Genomic DNA, 14903 nt, shown 5'->3' with positions numbered 1-14903 from the left:
GGTGATCGCGAATGTCATTCGAGCTCGATCACGAAGGGGCGGCCCTCGACCATCATCGCGCCCGGGCCGATCTCGTCGAGCGCGCGCAGCATGCGGCCGTTGCGTCCCAGGGCACGGTCGGCCAGGCTGACGATGCGCCGGTTCGGCGAGGCGATCGGCGAGGCCGTGCGGATCTTCTGCGCGATCTCGAGTTCGTCGCGGTTTGGATTGAGCGCGCAGGCCGCCGCAAACGCGCTCGCGGTGGAGCGGCTGATGCCGGCATAGCAATGCACCACCAGCGGCGCGCCGCGGTCCCAGCCGCGCACGAAGTTCAGCACCTGATCGATATGGGTCTCGGACGGTGCGACGAAACCGTCCATCTCCTCGGTGATGTCGTCCATCGACACCTTGAGATGGTTGGCGGGCAGCACGGATACCGGCCGTGCCACCTGCTCGACATTGGCCATCACGGTCAGCACGTGGCTGGCCCCGGTGAGGCGGACGGTTTCGGGAAGCGCGGCGAGGGAACAGACGTGGATCATGGGGGACCTTTTTGTCGCTGATTATAGCCAGCCCTCGTGGGGTGGGCAAAGGCGCATCGCGCCGTGCCCACCATTTCGCGTCGCGCACGCCTCGCTTGTTTGGTGGGCACGCTTCCGCCGTCGCTCTCCGAGCTATGGCGGACAAGTCGCTTTGCCTACCCTACGAAGGGATGATGTTACGCGAACACCGCGCCGAACCGCTCCAGAAACTGCTTCTCGGCCCGCGCCGCGGTCCAGGGCGTGAGGTAGTCGCGCCGGACGCTGTCGGAGAGGCCGGGATCCTTGCCGAACAGGCGCCGCGCCTCGCTCTCGCTGAAGCCGGCAAGCTCGGTCGCCTCGAGGTAAGCTGCGCCGCGATCGGCGGCCTTGATCGCCAGCGTGACCTCCTCGGGCAGCACCGGCGGCAGGCCGAAGCGGATATGGATGGCGCCGAGCAGGCGCATCTCCACGGCCTTGTAATGGCCGTCGAGCACGGCCTTGAACGGCGAGATCATGTCGCCGATGACATATTCTGGCGCATCGTGCAGCAGCGCTGCGAGCCGCAGGCGCTGGTCGGCCCGCGGCATCTCGTGCCGCAGCACGGTCTCCACCAGCAGTGTGTGCTGCGCGACCGAGAAGATGTGCGTGCCCGTCGTCTGCCCGTTCCAGCGGGCGACGCGCGCCAGCCCATGCGCGATGTCGGCGATCTCGACGTCGAGCGGGGAGGGATCGAGCAGGTCGAGCCGCCGGCCCGACAGCATGCGCTGCCAGGCGCGGGACGCCACGTCGCGTGCAGTCTTCTTCGCGGTCATTTGACCTTGAGGCGCGGCTTGCGTTGCGACTTGCTGCAACTGGCGTGACAGTGGCAGTCGACGAGGTGGTCGTTGACCATGCCGGTCGCTTGCATGAAGGCATAGACGATGGTCGGGCCGACGAATTTGAAGCCGCGTGAGGACAGCTCCTTCGAGATTTGCACCGACAGCGGCGTCGAGGCCGGGACGCTCGCGGTCGTCTTGAAATGGTTGACGAGCGGCCGCCCGTCCATGAAGTCCCACAGCAGCTTCGAGAAGCCCGGGCCTTTCTCCATGATATCGAGATAGGACTTCGCGCTCGCGATCGTGCCGTCGATCTTGGCGCGGTTGCGCACGATGCCGGCGTCGTTCATCAACGCGTGAACCTTCTTGGCATTGTAGCGCGCGATCTTCTCCGGCTGGAAATCGTCGAAAGCCTTGCGGAAATTGTCGCGCTTGCGCAGGATCGTGATCCAGGACAGGCCGGCCTGGAAGCCGTCGAGGATCAGCTTCTCGTACAGCGCGCGGTCGTCATACTCCGGCACGCCCCATTCGGTGTCGTGATAGGCGACGTAGAACGGGTCATCGCCCGGCCAGGGGCAGCGGGTCTTTCCGTCGGGATGCAGACGAGGGGCTCGGCTCATGCGATGGGCTGCTTCGCAGGAATACGGACGACGTCAGGTTCTGCCAGCTTCAACGCGAGACCGCCGGCGGTGAGCGGCTGGCCGGCATCGAGCGCATCCGCGACACGGTCGATGCGCACCAGGGCAATGCCCTTGCCGCCGGACGTCGAGCCGATGGTGCCGACCGGCTTGTCGCCGGCGAGAATGGTCGCTCCGGCTTCGGGCGAGGCACCGTCGAGCAGCACCTTGACGCTGCGGGTGCGTGCGGTGCCCCGATGCTGCATGCGCGAGACGACCTCCTGGCCGACATAGCAACCCTTGTCAAAGTCGACACCGGCAAGCCGATCCATGTTGGTCTCGTGCGGAAACGCATCGCTGTACATGAAATCGAGCCCGCCGCGCGGCACGCCGAGCGCAATGCGGTGCGCTTCGTAGTCGGCCGCATCGACCAGCTCGGCCCCTATGAGGTCGGATAGCTTCTTCTTGAGAACTTCAGGGATCAGGATGCGAAAGCCGAGCGCATCATTGCGCGGGTCAGCGAAGGCAAGATCGGGTTGCGCTGCGGGCTGGCCGTCCCAGGCGGCGAGCACGCCGAGCTCGTCGGAGAGGTTTTCCACCGTGACCTTGGCGCGCAACTTGTAGAATTTCAGCTTGGTGGCGAGACTTTCGGCGAGCGCCTTCGGGCAGTCGATCAGGAACCCGCCGCCGTGCCCGGCGGGTGCTTCCGTGATCAGGAAATCGACGATGATCTTGCCCTGCGGCGTCAGCAGCGCGCCGAATCGCCCCAGGCCCGGTTTCAGCCGGTCGACGTCGGTCGTGACCAGGCCGTTGAGAAAGTTGCGCGCATCCTCGCCCGCGATCTTGACCACGCCCCGGTCGGGAAGAAACGCTGATTTCATGCGAAAATCTCTTGCGACATGTTGCTCCGGAACGTAAGCCCGCGAGGCATAAACGACAAGACCTCGAGCCCTGCGCTTGGGGATGAAAGAGGCCTTCAGCCATGACCCAGCGCTTCGATGTGATCCTCAAGGGCGGCACCGTCGTCAACCAGGACGGCGAGAATGTTCGCGATATCGGCGTCACCGGCGGCCGCATCGCCGAGCTGGGCCCGCTGTCGCACACCTCGGCCGCGGAGGTGATCGACTGCAAGGGCCTGCACATCCTGCCCGGCGTGATGGACACGCAGGTGCATTTCCGCGAGCCCGGGCTGGAGCAGAAGGAAGACCTCGAAACCGGCTCGCGCAGCGCCGTGATGGGCGGCGTCACCGCGGTGTTCGAGATGCCGAACACCTCGCCGCTCACAGTGACGGAGGCCACCTTCACCGACAAGGTGAAGCGCGCCCATCATCGCATGCATTGCGATTTCGCATTCTTCATCGGCGGTACCCGCGAGAACGTGCAGGAACTGCCGGTGCTGGAGCGCGCGCCGGGCTGTGCGGGCGTCAAGGTGTTCATCGGCTCCTCGACCGGCGCTCTGCTGGTGGAGGACGACGAGAGCCTGCGTCGCATCTTCCAGGTGATCCGCCGCCGCGCCGCCTTCCATGCCGAGGACGAATACCGCCTCAACGATCGCAAATCGCTGCGCGTCGAGGGCGACCCGCGCTCGCATCCGGTGTGGCGCGACGAGACCGCGGCGCTGATGGCGACGCAGCGCCTCGTCAAGCTCGCGCACGAAACCGGCAAGCGCATCCACGTGCTGCACATCTCGACCAAGGAAGAAATCGAGTTCCTGCGCGACCACAAGGACGTCGCCTCCTGCGAAGCGACGCCGCACCATCTCACGCTGGTTGCGCCCGAGTGCTACGAGCGGCTCGGCACGCTGGCGCAGATGAACCCGCCGGTGCGCGGCGCTGATCACCGCGCCGGCATCTGGCGCGGCATCGAGCAGGGCGTCATCGACGTGCTCGGCTCCGACCACGCCCCGCATACGCTGGAGGAGAAGCAGAAGACCTATCCGGCCTCGCCCTCCGGTATGACCGGCGTTCAGACGCTGGTGCCGCTGATGCTCGATCACGTCAATGCGGGCCGGCTGTCGCTGGCGCGCTTCGTCGATCTCACCAGCGCCGGCCCCGCGCGCCTCTACAACATGGCCTGCAAAGGCCGCATCGCCGCCGGCTACGATGCCGACTTCACCATCGTGGACCTGAAGCGCAGCGAGACCATCACCAACAAATGGGTGGCGTCGAAAGCCGGCTGGACGCCCTATGACGGGTTGCGCGTCACCGGTTGGCCCGTCGGCACCTTCATCCGCGGTCGACGCGTGATGTGGCAGGGCGAGCTGGTGACGCCCTCGCAAGGCGAGCCGGTGCGGTTTCTGGAGACGTTGAAGGCGTAGGGTGCAGTGTGGGGACGCACGGTGCTTCCTCATGCTCGTCATTGCGAGCGCAGCGAAGCAATCCAGAATCTTTCCGTGGAGGCAGTCTGGATTGCTTCGTCGCTCCTCGCAATGACGAGGGGAGAGGCTTACACTCCCTCTCGAACGGGAGAGTAGTCTAATGTCCCAGCCATCACCCCTCATCACCACCGAACAGCTCGCCGCCATGCTCGGCGATGGCAACCTCCGCATCTACGACTGCACGACCTACAACGAGCCGGTGCCACCAGGCAGCGACGTGCCCTATCGCGCCGTGCCCGGCGACAAGACCTTCGCGGCCGGCCACATCCCCGGTGCCGATTTCCTCGACCTGCAAGGCGAGTTCTCCGACACCTCGGTGCAGCAGTTCTTCATGATGCCTGATGTCGCCCAGTTGGAGGCCGCCTTCGGCCGCCACGGCCTCGATGCGAGCACGACCATCGTGCTCTACAGCATCGGCACGATGATGTGGGCGACGCGGTTCTGGTGGATGCTGCGCGCGCTCGGCGTCGATGCCCATGTGCTCGACGGCGGCTTCGATAAATGGAAGGAGGAGGGGCGGCCGGTCGAGACGGGCGCACCGAAGGGATATCCCGCCACCACCTTCAAGGCAGCGCCGCGCGCGGGCCTCTTCGTCGACGCCACGACCGTAAAGGCGCGGATCGGCGATCCCGCGACGGTCATCGTCAACGCGCTCGGGCCGCAGTTTCATCGCGGCCTCGAGCCGAGCCGCTATGGCCGGCCAGGCCGCGTTCCTGGCAGCATCAACGTACCGGCCGCTACGCTCGTCAACACCGACAAGACGCTGACGACGCTTGCCGATGCCGAAGCTAAATTCGCGGCGGCGGGCGTCACGCGCGACAAGAATGTGATTCTCTATTGCGGCGGCGGCATCTCGGCGACGATCGACCTGTTCCTGCTGGCGCAGCTCGGCTACGACAGGCTGACGCTCTATGATGCCTCGATGGGTGAATGGGCGAGGGATCCGGCGCTGCCGATCGAGACGGACTAGGGGAAGAAAAAATCGGGAACCTTTTCCCTGAGCTTGCATCCAATGTCTGGAACCAATGCAGACAGGGTAATCGCAATGCCAAAGACCGCAGCCGGCCTGTCCGCCGGTGCCAGGACAGCGGAAGCCGAGTTGATCGACCGTGCGCGGCGCCGGGATGAAGCCGCATTGCGCGAGATCATGCAGACCAACAACCGCAGGCTCTACAGGCTCGCCCGCGGCATCCTGCGCAACGATAGTGAGGCAGAGGACGTGGTGCAGGAAACCTATGTCCGGGCATTCACGCATCTCGACGACTTTCTTGGTGAGTCGGCGCTGTCGACCTGGTTGTCGCGCATTGCCATCAACGAAGCGCTCGGCCGGGTGCGAAGCGCAAAGCCGCATGTCGAGCTCGGTGCTGTGCCGGAAGCGGCGCTCGACGCGCAAATCATCAAATTTCCCGTTTCTCCCGCAGGCGATCCGGAAAGGACCATGGCCCAACGTGAAATCCAGCGCGTCGTCGAACGCGCCATCGACGAATTGCCGGATGTTTTTCGCATGGTCTTCGTCGCGCGGGTCATGGAGGGCATGAATATCGAGGAGACCGCCGATCTGCTCGGCATCAAGCCCGAGACGGTGAAGACCCGGCTGCATCGCGCCCGCACCATGCTGCGCGAGAATGTCGAGAAGGAAATCGGCCCGGTGGCGATGGACGCGTTTCCGTTCGCCGGTTGGCGCTGCGAGCGTCTGACCGAGGCGGTGCTGAAACGTCTCGGAATCGGCGGCTGAAAAGTTTTCGGGAACGTTCGCGCGAAAATCCCATCCAATCCCTGTGAAGCAATGCGCCGGCGAGCGTCCGGCACCACAGGAGTATCGAGCCATGTTCACCCGACGGAGCGCGGCGATCGCCGCGGCAATTCTGTTGTCGAGTCCCGCGCTGCTGCAAGGCGCCAGCGCAGCCGACAAGCCCACCGATCCGCAGATCGCCCATATCGCGTACACCGCTGGTGTCATCGACATCAACGCCGCCAAGCAGGCGAAGAAAAAGGCGCAGAACAAAGACGTCAAGGCGTTTGCCGAGGACATGCTGCGCGATCACGAGGCCGTCAACAAGCAGGCGCTCGCGCTGGTCAAGAAGTTGAATGTTACGCCGGAGGACAACGACACCAGCAAGGCGCTGTCCAAGCAGGCGAGCGACAAGCTGACCGAACTCGACAAGCTGGACGGCGCAGCGTTCGACAAGGCCTACGTCGCCAACGAGGTCGCCTATCACAAGGCGGTCAACGGCGCGCTGGAGACCCAGCTCATTCCGTCGGCGAACAATGCCGAGCTGAAGAGCCTGCTGCAAACCGGCCTGAAGATCTTCCAGGGCCATCAGCAGCACGCCGAGCACGTCGCGGCCGAGCTGAAATAGGGAGGAAGCAATGATGCCGGAGCGACTGCCTTCGATCGCCATAGCCCTTGTCCTTGCGGCGATGGTCGCCCCGGCGCACGCCGAGACCATCGTGATCACGATGGAGAATCTCGTGATTTCTCCCGCTGACGCGTCGGCGAGGATCGGTGACACCATCGAATGGATCAACAAGGACGTCTTCGCCCACACCGCCACCGCGAAGAATGGTGACTTCGACGTGACACTGCCGCCGAACAAATCGGCGACGTCAGTTCTGACGAAGGCGGGAGCGGTCGATTATTACTGCCGCTTTCATCCCAACATGAAAGCGACGCTCAAGGTCGCGCCGTGAGGAGGGAGCACGTTCCCGATCGCAGCGGGAACATCTCCCGGTCACCGCGAGACTAATGCTTGTCCGCGGCAAGCGGCTTCCGTGCGATAAAAGCGGCAGACTTCGCGAAGGCTTTCGCAAAGTCATTCATCCGTCGACTGGCCCCGCCCGTGTGGCGGGGTCATTTTCGTGGAAAGCTTATTGCCTTGCGAGCGTGACCGAGAATTCGCCGTTGCGGATGCGGCCGGGAAAACCCTCGACGAACTTGGCGACCGCGTCCTCGCCATAGGTGCCGACGAGCTCGGCAAAGGCCGCAAACAGGCTGGCCTGCGCCAGGCAGTCGCCGTCGACGCCCTCATGGCGCGCTTCGGCCCAGGCCTCGTTGAGATAGCTCAGTGCGGCCTGCTTCTGCTCGTGATCGGGCAGCGGCGCGCGGTCGGGGGCGTAGGAAATCGGCTGGCTCATGAAACTCGATCGGGGCTGGGGCGCGATCCACGGCGATGCGCTGTGCGAGAGGTGTAGCACGCGCATTAACGACCGCTAGGCCACATCTTTAGGAACGGTTAACGGCTGTGAACAAAGTCGATGACAGGGTTCCCGTGGAGCCTCAGGTCGATCCGCGCTGTCATTCCGGGCTCGCGCTGCGCGCGCCCTGGAATGACGGGAAGAACTAGTTCGCGTAGCGCGCCGTCAGATCCCGCGAGATCTTCGAGCCTTCCTCGATGTAGCGGCGGATCGCCACGGTCGCGGCCGGCGTGCAGCTGCGATAGGTCTGCTGAAAGCCGTTATAACCGCGGTTGAAGCCGGCGATCATGCGGGTGCGGCGCTCCCCCGAGGGGGTTTCGGCATCGATCAGCGCCTGCATCTCGTTGCGCCATCTGTTGCCCTCGTTGGAGCCGCAGATGCCGCGCAGGTAGTGCAGGCCGCCGAGAATCTCCGCCAGCCGCTGCAAATCGGCGTCGAACGGCGCCGCCACGTCCTGGGCCCGCGTGGGCACGGAGGCGCAGGCGAGAATCAGGGCAAAAATGGCCAGAAATCGCGTGGACATCGGCGGGGTGTATGCCTCGTCAAGGCAGGGGACGCAAGGCGGAGCGTCAGGCTCCAACGAGCCGCGCGGCGGACTGGATGATCTCCTCCAGTCCTCCGGTCAGCTTGAGGTCGCCGAGGCCCGCCAAGGCGTCGGGGGCGACCCAGCGGTAATCGTCGAGCTCGTCGTTCAGGGACGGCTCCCTGGCCACCCAGCGGGCGGCAAAGGACATGATCAGATAGTGGCCGGCGCCGGGCGCGGCCGGCAGCACCTCGCGCCAGCCGGCAAGGCCGATGATCTCGATCTCGAGCCCGGTTTCCTCGTCGACTTCGCGGCTCAGGGCCTGCTGCAGCGATTCGCCGAATTCGACCCGGCCGCCAGGCAGCGAATAGAAGCCCTTGGCGGGCGAACGGGCGCGGCGGGTCAGCAGCACCTTGCCGTCGCGAAAAATCGCGGCGCTGACCGCGATCTGGGGACGGGTGGGCTGGACGATGGCCGACATGTCTTCAGGATCCCGGCTCAGTTCGCCATGATGGTTTCGACGTCGGCGTCGGCGCCACCATGAATGATGCCGCCGCAGGCCGCGATCAGCGGCTGGACCCAGAGGGTCGCCTGCTCGGCGAGCTTGATGCGGGTCTGATCCTTCTCGACCTCGCGCATGGCGGTGCCGACCGCGGTCAGGATCGAGTGCAGGGTCTGGGTGATGTGGTCGAACCGGCCCCGCACGTTCGGATCGGCCTTCTCATAGGCCTCGATGGCTAGGTCCCGCGCCTTGAAGTTCGATGCCGTGAAATGCTCGGCATAGGACAGCGGCGACCAGGTCAAAAAATCTTCCGCGCATTCCGGCATGTCCGGAATCATTTCCAGCAGCATCACGGCTTCATTGAAATGGTTGAGATAGTCGGTGGCGAGCCCGGTCCGCGGGTTGATATTGGCCACGCGCAGCCGTTCCGCCCAGTCGGCGGCCTCGGGGCCCGTCTGTGCATGCGTCCGCGCGGGTTGGGAGGCCGTTGAGCTCATCTGCCGCAGTGTTAACGTTCGGGGTTAAAAGGACCTGAACGGACCCTATATAGACACCCGGGATGTGTGGACGCTTCGTCATAACTTCGGCCCCCGCGGCTTTGCGGCAACTGTTCGGCTATGTCGAGCAGCCGAATTTCCCGCCCCGGTACAATGTCGCTCCGACACAACCGATTCCGGTGGTCTGGATCGAGAACGGCGCGCGCCATTTCCGTCTGATGCGCTGGGGCCTCTTGCCGGGCTGGGTCAAGGACCCCAAAGGGTTCACGCTCCTGATCAATGCCCGCTCTGAAACGGTGCTGGAGAAGCCCGCGTTCAAGCGGGCGATTCGCCGGCGGCGCGGCCTGATCCCGGCCGACGGCTATTACGAATGGAAGATGGAGGACGGCCGCAAGCAGCCCTTCTTCATCCACCGCGCCGACGGCGCGCCGCTCGGCTTCGCTGCATTGTTCGAGACCTGGGCCGGGCCGAACGGCGAGGAGCTCGACACCGTCGCGATCGTCACGGCTGCGGCGGGCGAGGATCTCGCGAGCTTGCATGACCGCGTGCCCGTCACCATCAGCCCGCGCGATTTCGAGCGCTGGCTCGACATCAGGGGCGACGAGGTCGATGCGATCCTGCCGCTGATGACGGCACCACGCATCGGCGAATTCGCCTGGCACCCGGTTTCCACCCGCGTCAACCGCGTCGCCAATGACGACGATCAGCTGCTGCTGCCGATCAGCGCGGAGGAGATGGCGGCGGAAGCAGAGGCGGCGAAGCCGAAGAAGGCGGCCCGGAAGGCCGCGGCCGGGCCGGCCGATGACGGGCAGGGATCGTTGTTCTAGGCGCACTGCCGTAGGGTGGGCAAAGCGAAGCGTGCCCACGATTGCGCGCGAAGGCCACAGGTGATGGGCACGGCGCGTTGCGCCTTTGCCCACCCTACGGCAGCGGAGTTTTAGACGACTTCTCTCGCCCGCAACGCCGCGATCTCCGCCGCATCAAACCCCAATTCATCCAGCACCGCGTCCGTATCCGCCCCTAACGCCGGCGCCATCCGGTCCAGCCGGCCGCCGCCATGGGCGAGCTTGAAGCCGCTGCCGGCAAAGCGCAGGCGGCCGTATTGCGTATCGAGCTGCTGGATGGCTTCGCGAGCCTTGATCTGCGGATGGTCGATCACCTCTTCGACCTTCCAGATGCTGGCGCAAGGCGCGCCGGCGTCCTCCAAAATCGTCTCCCATTCGCGCGCCGGTCTGGCCGCGAGCGCTTCCTCGATGATGGCACGCAGCGCCGGTTCGTTCTCGTTGCGGGAAAACCAGTCGGCAAAGCGCGGGTCGGCGAGCGTGTCCTCGCGGCCGAGCGCGCTCATCAGCGCGCGGTACTGCTTCTCGTTGTTGACGGCGAGCAGGATGTGGCCGTCGCCGCATTTGAACAAATTCGCCGTGGTCCTGCGGCTCACGGCCTGATTGCCCGAGAGCGTTTGACGATGGCCGGCAACCGACCAGTCCGCGATCTGCCCCGACAGAAACGCCATCGTCGCCTCCAGCATGGAAACGTCGACGAACTGGCCCTTGCCGGTGCGGTCGCGCTGATACAGCGCGCTCGACACGCCGAATGCGGCCGTCGCCCCCGACAGCACGTCGCAGACCGCAAAGCCCGCGCGCGTTGGTCCCGTCTCGGGATGCCCCGTGATCGCCATGATGCCCGACAGCGCCTGCATCTTGCCGTCATAGCCCGGCCGTAAACGATCCGGGCCGGTCTGGCCGAAGCCCGAGACCGCGCAATAGATCAGTTTTGGATTGATTGCGGAGAGCGCTTCATAGCCGATGCCGAGCTTGTCCATCACGCCCGGGCGGAAATTTTCCATGACGACGTCGACGGTCGCGGCGAGCTTCTTCACGATCGCGATCGCCTCCGGCTTCTGCAGATCGAGCGTCAGGCTGCGCTTGTTGCCGTTGACGGCCTGGAACGCCGGCGCCAGCCCGCGATCGGCCCATTCGCGGCTGAGCGGCGTGCGGCGCATGTCCTCGCCCTCGCGCCGCTCGACCTTGACGACATCGGCCCCCAGCAGCGCGAGCTGATAGCTCGCATAGGGGCCGGCCAGCACTTGCGTGAAATCCAGGATCTTCACGCCCTCGAACGGTCGCGTCACGTCGCTCTCCCCATTTTGTTGTCGTTATCGGAGGACGTCAGGCGGCGCGGTTGCCGCGCGCGATCTCCTTCTGCTTGTCGAATTCGGCGCGGCGGCGTGCCAGCTCTTCCGGCGAGAGCTGTGCGACGTTGTTGTAGTCGAGCTTCCACGACGCGTCCTCGCTCCAGCGCAGCGGCGATTGCATCGTGGTCTGCGGGCCGCTGGCGCTCTCGAGCAGCTCGAGCGCCAGTTCGAGCGTCTGCGCCTGCGAGGTGACGTCGTGCGGCTTGCCGGCGGAATTGCCGAGCGGGAAGTCCGAGAACAGGAAGCGCGGCACGGCGGCGTGCTCGATGATGTCCTTGGCGCAGCCCATGATCACGGTCGGGATGCCGTTCCGCTCGAGATGCCGCGCCGCCAGCGCGGTGGTCTGGTGGCAGACCGGACAGTTCGGCACCAGCACCGCGACGTCGACCTTGTCCGCGAGGCAGCGCGCCAGAATTTCCGGCGCGTCGGTGTCGAGCGTGACGCGGTGGCTGCGATTGGTCGGCGCGCCGAAGAAGCGCGGAGCGACCTCGCCGATGCGGCCGGCGGCGGACGCCTTCAGGAGCTGAGGCAGCGGAAACCAGGTGCCGTTGTCGGTCGCCGAGGTGTGCTTGCGGTCGTAGCCGATATGCGAGATGCGCAAATCGTGTTCTTTCGAGGTTTCACCGTCATAGACCTGGTAGAACTTCGCGCTGCCATTATACGCCGCGCCCGGCCCCTGGTCGCCCTTGGCGGGATCGTAGGGTGCAGCCGTGGTGATGATCGTCACGCGCGACTTTGCCAGCGGCTTCTTCAGCGGCTGGAACGGCGCCTCGGTGTAATGCGCCCAGCGATACGCCGTGGTGTAGCCGATCGCCGCGTAATAATCGCGGGTGCGCTGCATGTAGGGGACGGGGGCATCGTAGTCGGGCGCAAAGCCGAATTCGTCGTCGCGCGAAGCGGACATGGGCGCGTCTCCTGGTTCTTGTTGGCGCCAGACTAGAGATAGTCGGCGGTGAGCTCAACGGGGGGCAGGGCAGCGCAGGCCAGAATTGCGATCTCGTGGGAGCGCCTTCTTCACCTCTCCCCTTGTGTGAGAGGGTGGCTCGCCGCGAAGCGGCGAGACGGGTGAGGGGTCTCTCTCCGGGAGTCCAACTCTCACTGGAATTTGCGGACGGAGACCCCTCATCCGGCGCTTCGCGCCACCTTCTCCCACAAGGGGAGAAGGGAAGAAGTCAGCACGCCCGTGATCACCTGAACACGTGCAGGGCCACATATTGCAGCAGCATGATCGCCTTGGCGTCGATGATCCTCCCGTCCGCCATCATCGCCAGCGCCTCGTCGATCGAGAGCTCCAGCACCTCGATGTCCTCGCCCTCGTGTTCGAGGCCGCCGCCGTCGCTGACGCGCATCGAAGGTTCGTATTCCGCGACGAAGAAATGCAGCTTCTCGGTGATGGCGCCGGGGCTCATGAAGGCCTCGAACACCTTGTGCACGTGGTGCAGGCGATAGCCGGTCTCTTCCTCGGCCTCGGCGCGGATCCGCACCTCGGGCTCCGCGTCGTCCAGCACACCTGCCGCCGCCTCGATCAGCAGGTCGTCGTAGCCGCGGATGAATGCCGGCAGGCGGAACTGCCGCACCAGGATCACGGTCCGCCGTGCGAGATTATAGGGCAGCACGGCGGCGGCGTTGTCGCGCTCATAGGTTTCCCGGTGCTGCGTCTGCCACTCGCCGCTGGCGCGCCGGTACTCGAGCGTCGTTTTTTTCAGCGTGGTCCAGCCGTCCGAGAGCACGCGGACGTCCTTGATGCGGACGCGGTCGGAAATTGTCATTTGCCTGATCTCAGTTGCTTGGCGTGGTGTCGCGGCCGTCGAGCCACTTCTGGAACATCACCGAGGTGGATTCCTCGAACCCCAGCGACTGGTAGAACGCATTGGCCTGCGAATTCTCGCGGCGGACCAGGAGCTGCAGCTTCGCAATTCCGGCGGCGCGCAGCCAGTCCTCGGCCGCGGCCATCATGACGCGGCCATGGCCGCGCTTGCGGCCGTCGGGGTCGACCGCGACGTAATAGACCCAGCCGCGGTGACCGTCATGGCCGACCATGACGGTCGCTACGATGGTGCCGGCGTCGCGGCCGATCAGCACGGTAGAATTGTCGCGCCGGCGCGCCAGCGCGATGTCGGCATGCGGATCGTTCCAGGGCCGCGTGAGGCCGCAGCGCTGCCACAGCGCGACGACCTTCGCGACATCGGCATCCCCGATGGCGTCGATTGCGAGCGGAGCAGGCGAGGCCGATGCGCTCACAGCACCTTGCCCGGATTCATGATGCCGTGCGGATCGAGCATCGCCTTGATCGCGCGCATCAGCTCGATCGCGGTCTTGTCCTTGACCTCGGGCAGTTCGTCGCGCTTGAGCACGCCGATGCCGTGCTCGGCGGAGATCGAGCCGCCCATGCGCAGCACGATCTCGAACACCACCGCGTTCACCTCGTGCCAGCGCGCCAGGTAATCGGCGGTGTCGGCCCCGATCGGCTGGCTGATATTGTAGTGCAGATTGCCGTCGCCGAGATGGCCGAACGGCACCGGCCGCGCGCCCGGGATCAGCTTCACCACCGCGGCGTTGGCTTCGTCGATGAACGCGGGCACCGCGGCGATCGGTACCGAGATGTCGTGCTTGATCGAGCCGCCCTCGGGCTTCTGCGCCCACGACATCTCCTCGCGCAATTTCCAGAAGCCGTTGCGCTGGGTGAGGTTGGCCGCGATCACCGCATCGTCGACAATCCCCGCCTCCATGGCACGTCCGAGAATCGTCTCCAGCGGCGTACGGGCGTCGTCGCCGGGCGAGGACAATTCCATCAGCACGTACCAGGGATGTTTCTCTGCGAGCGGATCGCGCACGTCGATGGCGTGGCGCACCGAGAAATCGACCGCCATCTCCGACAGCAGCTCGAAGCTCGTCAGCAAATTGGCGGCCTCGCTCTGTGCGATCGCGAGCAGCTTGAGTGCCGCCTCCGGCGATTTCAGCCCAACATAGGCCGTCTCGATCGCCCGCGGCTTCGGAAACAGTTTCAGGGTCGCCGCCGTGATGATGCCGAGCGTGCCTTCGGCGCCGATGAAGAGATTGTGCAGATTGTAGCCGGTGTTGTCCTTCTTCAGCTTCGACAGCAAATTGAGCACGCGCCCGTCGGCGAGCACCACTTCCAGCCCCAGCGCCATCTCGCGCGCAACGCCATAGGCGAGCGCGGCGGTGCCGCCGGCATTGGTGGAGAGATTGCCGCCGATGGTGCAGCTGCCTTCGGCGCCCAGCGACAGCGGAAACAGCCGGTCGACCTCAGCCGCCCTCGCTTGCGCGATCTGCAGCACCACGCCGGCCTCACACGTCATGGTGTTGGACGCCGTGTCGACCTCGCGGATCTTGTCGAGCCGCCGCAGCGACACTACCACCTCGCCATTGTGCGGGGTCTGCCCGCCGACCAGCCCGGTGTTGCCGCCCTGCGGCACCAGCGCGATTCTGTGCGCGGAGGCGAGCTTGCAGATTTCGGAGACCTCAGCGGTCGAGCCCGGACGCAGCACCAGCGGCGAGCGGCCGTGGAACAGATTGCGCTCCTCGGTGACGTAAGGCTCGATATCGCTTGCATCGGTGATCGCGTGGCGCTCGCCGACGATCTTGCGGAATTGGTCGATCAGCTCGGGCGCAAGCGGAGGCGTGGCGGATTGATTGATGTTCATTTCTCGTGTCTCTTCTCA

Annotated in this window: 19 protein-coding genes; 6 read left to right on the top strand and 13 right to left on the bottom strand. The window is 65.3% G+C overall.

Going from position 1 to position 14903, the window contains the following annotated elements; translation table 11 throughout:
- Positions 1–14 precede the first annotated feature (14 nt).
- The 4 genes from C7G42_RS22335 to ygfZ form a co-directional block, all read right to left on the bottom strand.
- The gene (locus C7G42_RS22335; RefSeq protein WP_106951118.1) at positions 15–521 is read right to left on the bottom strand and encodes a tyrosine phosphatase family protein; all 507 of its coding nucleotides are present in this window, start codon (positions 519–521) and stop codon (positions 15–17) included.
- A 176-nt stretch (positions 522–697) separates the two neighbouring features.
- On the bottom strand, positions 698–1312 hold the full coding sequence (locus C7G42_RS22330) for a YfbR-like 5'-deoxynucleotidase (RefSeq protein ID WP_106951117.1): 615 nt from the start codon (positions 1310–1312) through the stop codon (positions 698–700).
- Positions 1309–1935, bottom strand: coding sequence for a DNA-3-methyladenine glycosylase I (locus C7G42_RS22325; protein ID WP_106951116.1), 627 nt, complete (start codon positions 1933–1935; stop codon positions 1309–1311). Before C7G42_RS22325 ends, C7G42_RS22330 begins: the two co-directional genes overlap by 4 nt.
- Complete coding sequence (gene ygfZ, locus C7G42_RS22320) at positions 1932–2813, bottom strand: CAF17-like 4Fe-4S cluster assembly/insertion protein YgfZ (protein ID WP_106951115.1); 882 nt, start codon at positions 2811–2813, stop codon at positions 1932–1934. The genes C7G42_RS22325 and ygfZ overlap by 4 nt, the downstream gene beginning before the upstream one ends.
- 101 nt (positions 2814–2914) lie before the next feature.
- Between ygfZ and C7G42_RS22315 the strand changes: the two genes are divergently transcribed.
- From C7G42_RS22315 to C7G42_RS22295, 5 genes are all read left to right on the top strand, one after another.
- Complete coding sequence (locus tag C7G42_RS22315; RefSeq protein ID WP_106951114.1) at positions 2915–4249, top strand: dihydroorotase; 1335 nt, start codon at positions 2915–2917, stop codon at positions 4247–4249.
- 160 nt (positions 4250–4409) lie between these two features.
- On the top strand, positions 4410–5279 hold the full coding sequence (locus C7G42_RS22310; RefSeq protein WP_106951113.1) for a sulfurtransferase: 870 nt from the start codon (positions 4410–4412) through the stop codon (positions 5277–5279).
- A 75-nt stretch (positions 5280–5354) separates the two neighbouring features.
- Positions 5355–6044: an RNA polymerase sigma factor gene (locus C7G42_RS22305; RefSeq protein WP_199581068.1), complete on the top strand. Its 690-nt coding sequence runs from the start codon at positions 5355–5357 to the stop codon at positions 6042–6044.
- Positions 6045–6135: 91 nt separating this feature from the next.
- The gene (locus tag C7G42_RS22300) at positions 6136–6669 is read left to right on the top strand and encodes a DUF4142 domain-containing protein (protein WP_199581067.1); all 534 of its coding nucleotides are present in this window, start codon (positions 6136–6138) and stop codon (positions 6667–6669) included.
- Positions 6670–6679: 10 nt separating this feature from the next.
- Positions 6680–7000: a cupredoxin domain-containing protein gene (locus C7G42_RS22295; protein WP_106951110.1), complete on the top strand. Its 321-nt coding sequence runs from the start codon at positions 6680–6682 to the stop codon at positions 6998–7000.
- A gap of 177 nt (positions 7001–7177) precedes the next feature.
- Here C7G42_RS22295 and C7G42_RS22290 read toward each other — a convergent pair whose 3' ends face one another.
- The 4 genes from C7G42_RS22290 to C7G42_RS22275 all read right to left on the bottom strand — a co-directional run bounded on the left by C7G42_RS22290 (position 7178) and on the right by C7G42_RS22275 (position 9026).
- Positions 7178–7444, bottom strand: coding sequence for a hypothetical protein (locus C7G42_RS22290; protein ID WP_018323382.1), 267 nt, complete (start codon positions 7442–7444; stop codon positions 7178–7180).
- Positions 7445–7649: 205 nt separating this feature from the next.
- A complete protein-coding gene (locus C7G42_RS22285) occupies positions 7650–8027 on the bottom strand; it encodes a TIGR02301 family protein (protein WP_106951109.1) in 378 nt (125 codons plus the stop codon).
- 46 nt (positions 8028–8073) lie between these two features.
- Positions 8074–8508, bottom strand: a complete 435-nt coding sequence (locus C7G42_RS22280) for an NUDIX hydrolase (RefSeq protein WP_106951108.1) — start codon at positions 8506–8508, stop codon at positions 8074–8076.
- A 17-nt stretch (positions 8509–8525) separates the two neighbouring features.
- Positions 8526–9026, bottom strand: a complete 501-nt coding sequence (locus tag C7G42_RS22275; RefSeq protein ID WP_106951107.1) for a hypothetical protein — start codon at positions 9024–9026, stop codon at positions 8526–8528.
- Positions 9027–9088: 62 nt separating this feature from the next.
- On the opposite strand from C7G42_RS22275, the gene C7G42_RS22270 reads away from it, so the two are divergent.
- Positions 9089–9853, top strand: coding sequence for an SOS response-associated peptidase (locus C7G42_RS22270; RefSeq protein ID WP_106951106.1), 765 nt, complete (start codon positions 9089–9091; stop codon positions 9851–9853).
- Between the two features lie 110 nt (positions 9854–9963).
- Here C7G42_RS22270 and C7G42_RS22265 read toward each other — a convergent pair whose 3' ends face one another.
- The 5 genes from C7G42_RS22265 to C7G42_RS22245 form a co-directional block, all read right to left on the bottom strand.
- On the bottom strand, positions 9964–11157 hold the full coding sequence (locus tag C7G42_RS22265) for a CaiB/BaiF CoA transferase family protein (protein WP_106951105.1): 1194 nt from the start codon (positions 11155–11157) through the stop codon (positions 9964–9966).
- Between the two features lie 37 nt (positions 11158–11194).
- Complete coding sequence (locus C7G42_RS22260) at positions 11195–12124, bottom strand: glycine/sarcosine/betaine reductase selenoprotein B family protein (protein ID WP_106951104.1); 930 nt, start codon at positions 12122–12124, stop codon at positions 11195–11197.
- Positions 12125–12407: 283 nt separating this feature from the next.
- On the bottom strand, positions 12408–12989 hold the full coding sequence (locus tag C7G42_RS22255) for an NUDIX hydrolase (protein WP_106951103.1): 582 nt from the start codon (positions 12987–12989) through the stop codon (positions 12408–12410).
- Between the two features lie 10 nt (positions 12990–12999).
- Positions 13000–13461 carry a GNAT family acetyltransferase gene (locus C7G42_RS22250; RefSeq protein WP_199581066.1) on the bottom strand — a complete coding sequence of 154 codons (462 nt, stop codon included), beginning with the start codon at positions 13459–13461 and terminating at the stop codon, positions 13000–13002.
- Positions 13458–14885 carry an FAD-binding oxidoreductase gene (locus C7G42_RS22245; protein WP_106951102.1) on the bottom strand — a complete coding sequence of 476 codons (1428 nt, stop codon included), beginning with the start codon at positions 14883–14885 and terminating at the stop codon, positions 13458–13460. The genes C7G42_RS22250 and C7G42_RS22245 overlap by 4 nt, the downstream gene beginning before the upstream one ends.
- Positions 14886–14903: the final 18 nt, after the last annotated feature.

The organism is Bradyrhizobium sp. MOS003 (assembly GCF_003020125.1).
GTDB lineage: Bacteria > Pseudomonadota > Alphaproteobacteria > Rhizobiales > Xanthobacteraceae > Bradyrhizobium.
This window is presented reverse-complemented; position numbering and strand designations above follow the sequence as displayed.

Coding starts and splice junctions, on each gene's coding strand:
- C7G42_RS22335 (WP_106951118.1), bottom strand. CDS start 521: ATGATCCACGTCTGTTCCCTCGCCGCGCTTCCCGAAACCGTCCGCCTC.
- C7G42_RS22330 (WP_106951117.1), bottom strand. CDS start 1,312: ATGACCGCGAAGAAGACTGCACGCGACGTGGCGTCCCGCGCCTGGCAG.
- C7G42_RS22325 (WP_106951116.1), bottom strand. CDS start 1,935: ATGAGCCGAGCCCCTCGTCTGCATCCCGACGGAAAGACCCGCTGCCCC.
- ygfZ (WP_106951115.1), bottom strand. CDS start 2,813: ATGAAATCAGCGTTTCTTCCCGACCGGGGCGTGGTCAAGATCGCGGGC.
- C7G42_RS22315 (WP_106951114.1), top strand. CDS start 2,915: ATGACCCAGCGCTTCGATGTGATCCTCAAGGGCGGCACCGTCGTCAAC.
- C7G42_RS22310 (WP_106951113.1), top strand. CDS start 4,410: ATGTCCCAGCCATCACCCCTCATCACCACCGAACAGCTCGCCGCCATG.
- C7G42_RS22305 (WP_199581068.1), top strand. CDS start 5,355: ATGCCAAAGACCGCAGCCGGCCTGTCCGCCGGTGCCAGGACAGCGGAA.
- C7G42_RS22300 (WP_199581067.1), top strand. CDS start 6,136: ATGTTCACCCGACGGAGCGCGGCGATCGCCGCGGCAATTCTGTTGTCG.
- C7G42_RS22295 (WP_106951110.1), top strand. CDS start 6,680: ATGATGCCGGAGCGACTGCCTTCGATCGCCATAGCCCTTGTCCTTGCG.
- C7G42_RS22290 (WP_018323382.1), bottom strand. CDS start 7,444: ATGAGCCAGCCGATTTCCTACGCCCCCGACCGCGCGCCGCTGCCCGAT.
- C7G42_RS22285 (WP_106951109.1), bottom strand. CDS start 8,027: ATGTCCACGCGATTTCTGGCCATTTTTGCCCTGATTCTCGCCTGCGCC.
- C7G42_RS22280 (WP_106951108.1), bottom strand. CDS start 8,508: ATGTCGGCCATCGTCCAGCCCACCCGTCCCCAGATCGCGGTCAGCGCC.
- C7G42_RS22275 (WP_106951107.1), bottom strand. CDS start 9,026: ATGAGCTCAACGGCCTCCCAACCCGCGCGGACGCATGCACAGACGGGC.
- C7G42_RS22270 (WP_106951106.1), top strand. CDS start 9,089: ATGTGTGGACGCTTCGTCATAACTTCGGCCCCCGCGGCTTTGCGGCAA.
- C7G42_RS22260 (WP_106951104.1), bottom strand. CDS start 12,124: ATGTCCGCTTCGCGCGACGACGAATTCGGCTTTGCGCCCGACTACGAT.
- C7G42_RS22255 (WP_106951103.1), bottom strand. CDS start 12,989: ATGACAATTTCCGACCGCGTCCGCATCAAGGACGTCCGCGTGCTCTCG.
- C7G42_RS22245 (WP_106951102.1), bottom strand. CDS start 14,885: ATGAACATCAATCAATCCGCCACGCCTCCGCTTGCGCCCGAGCTGATC.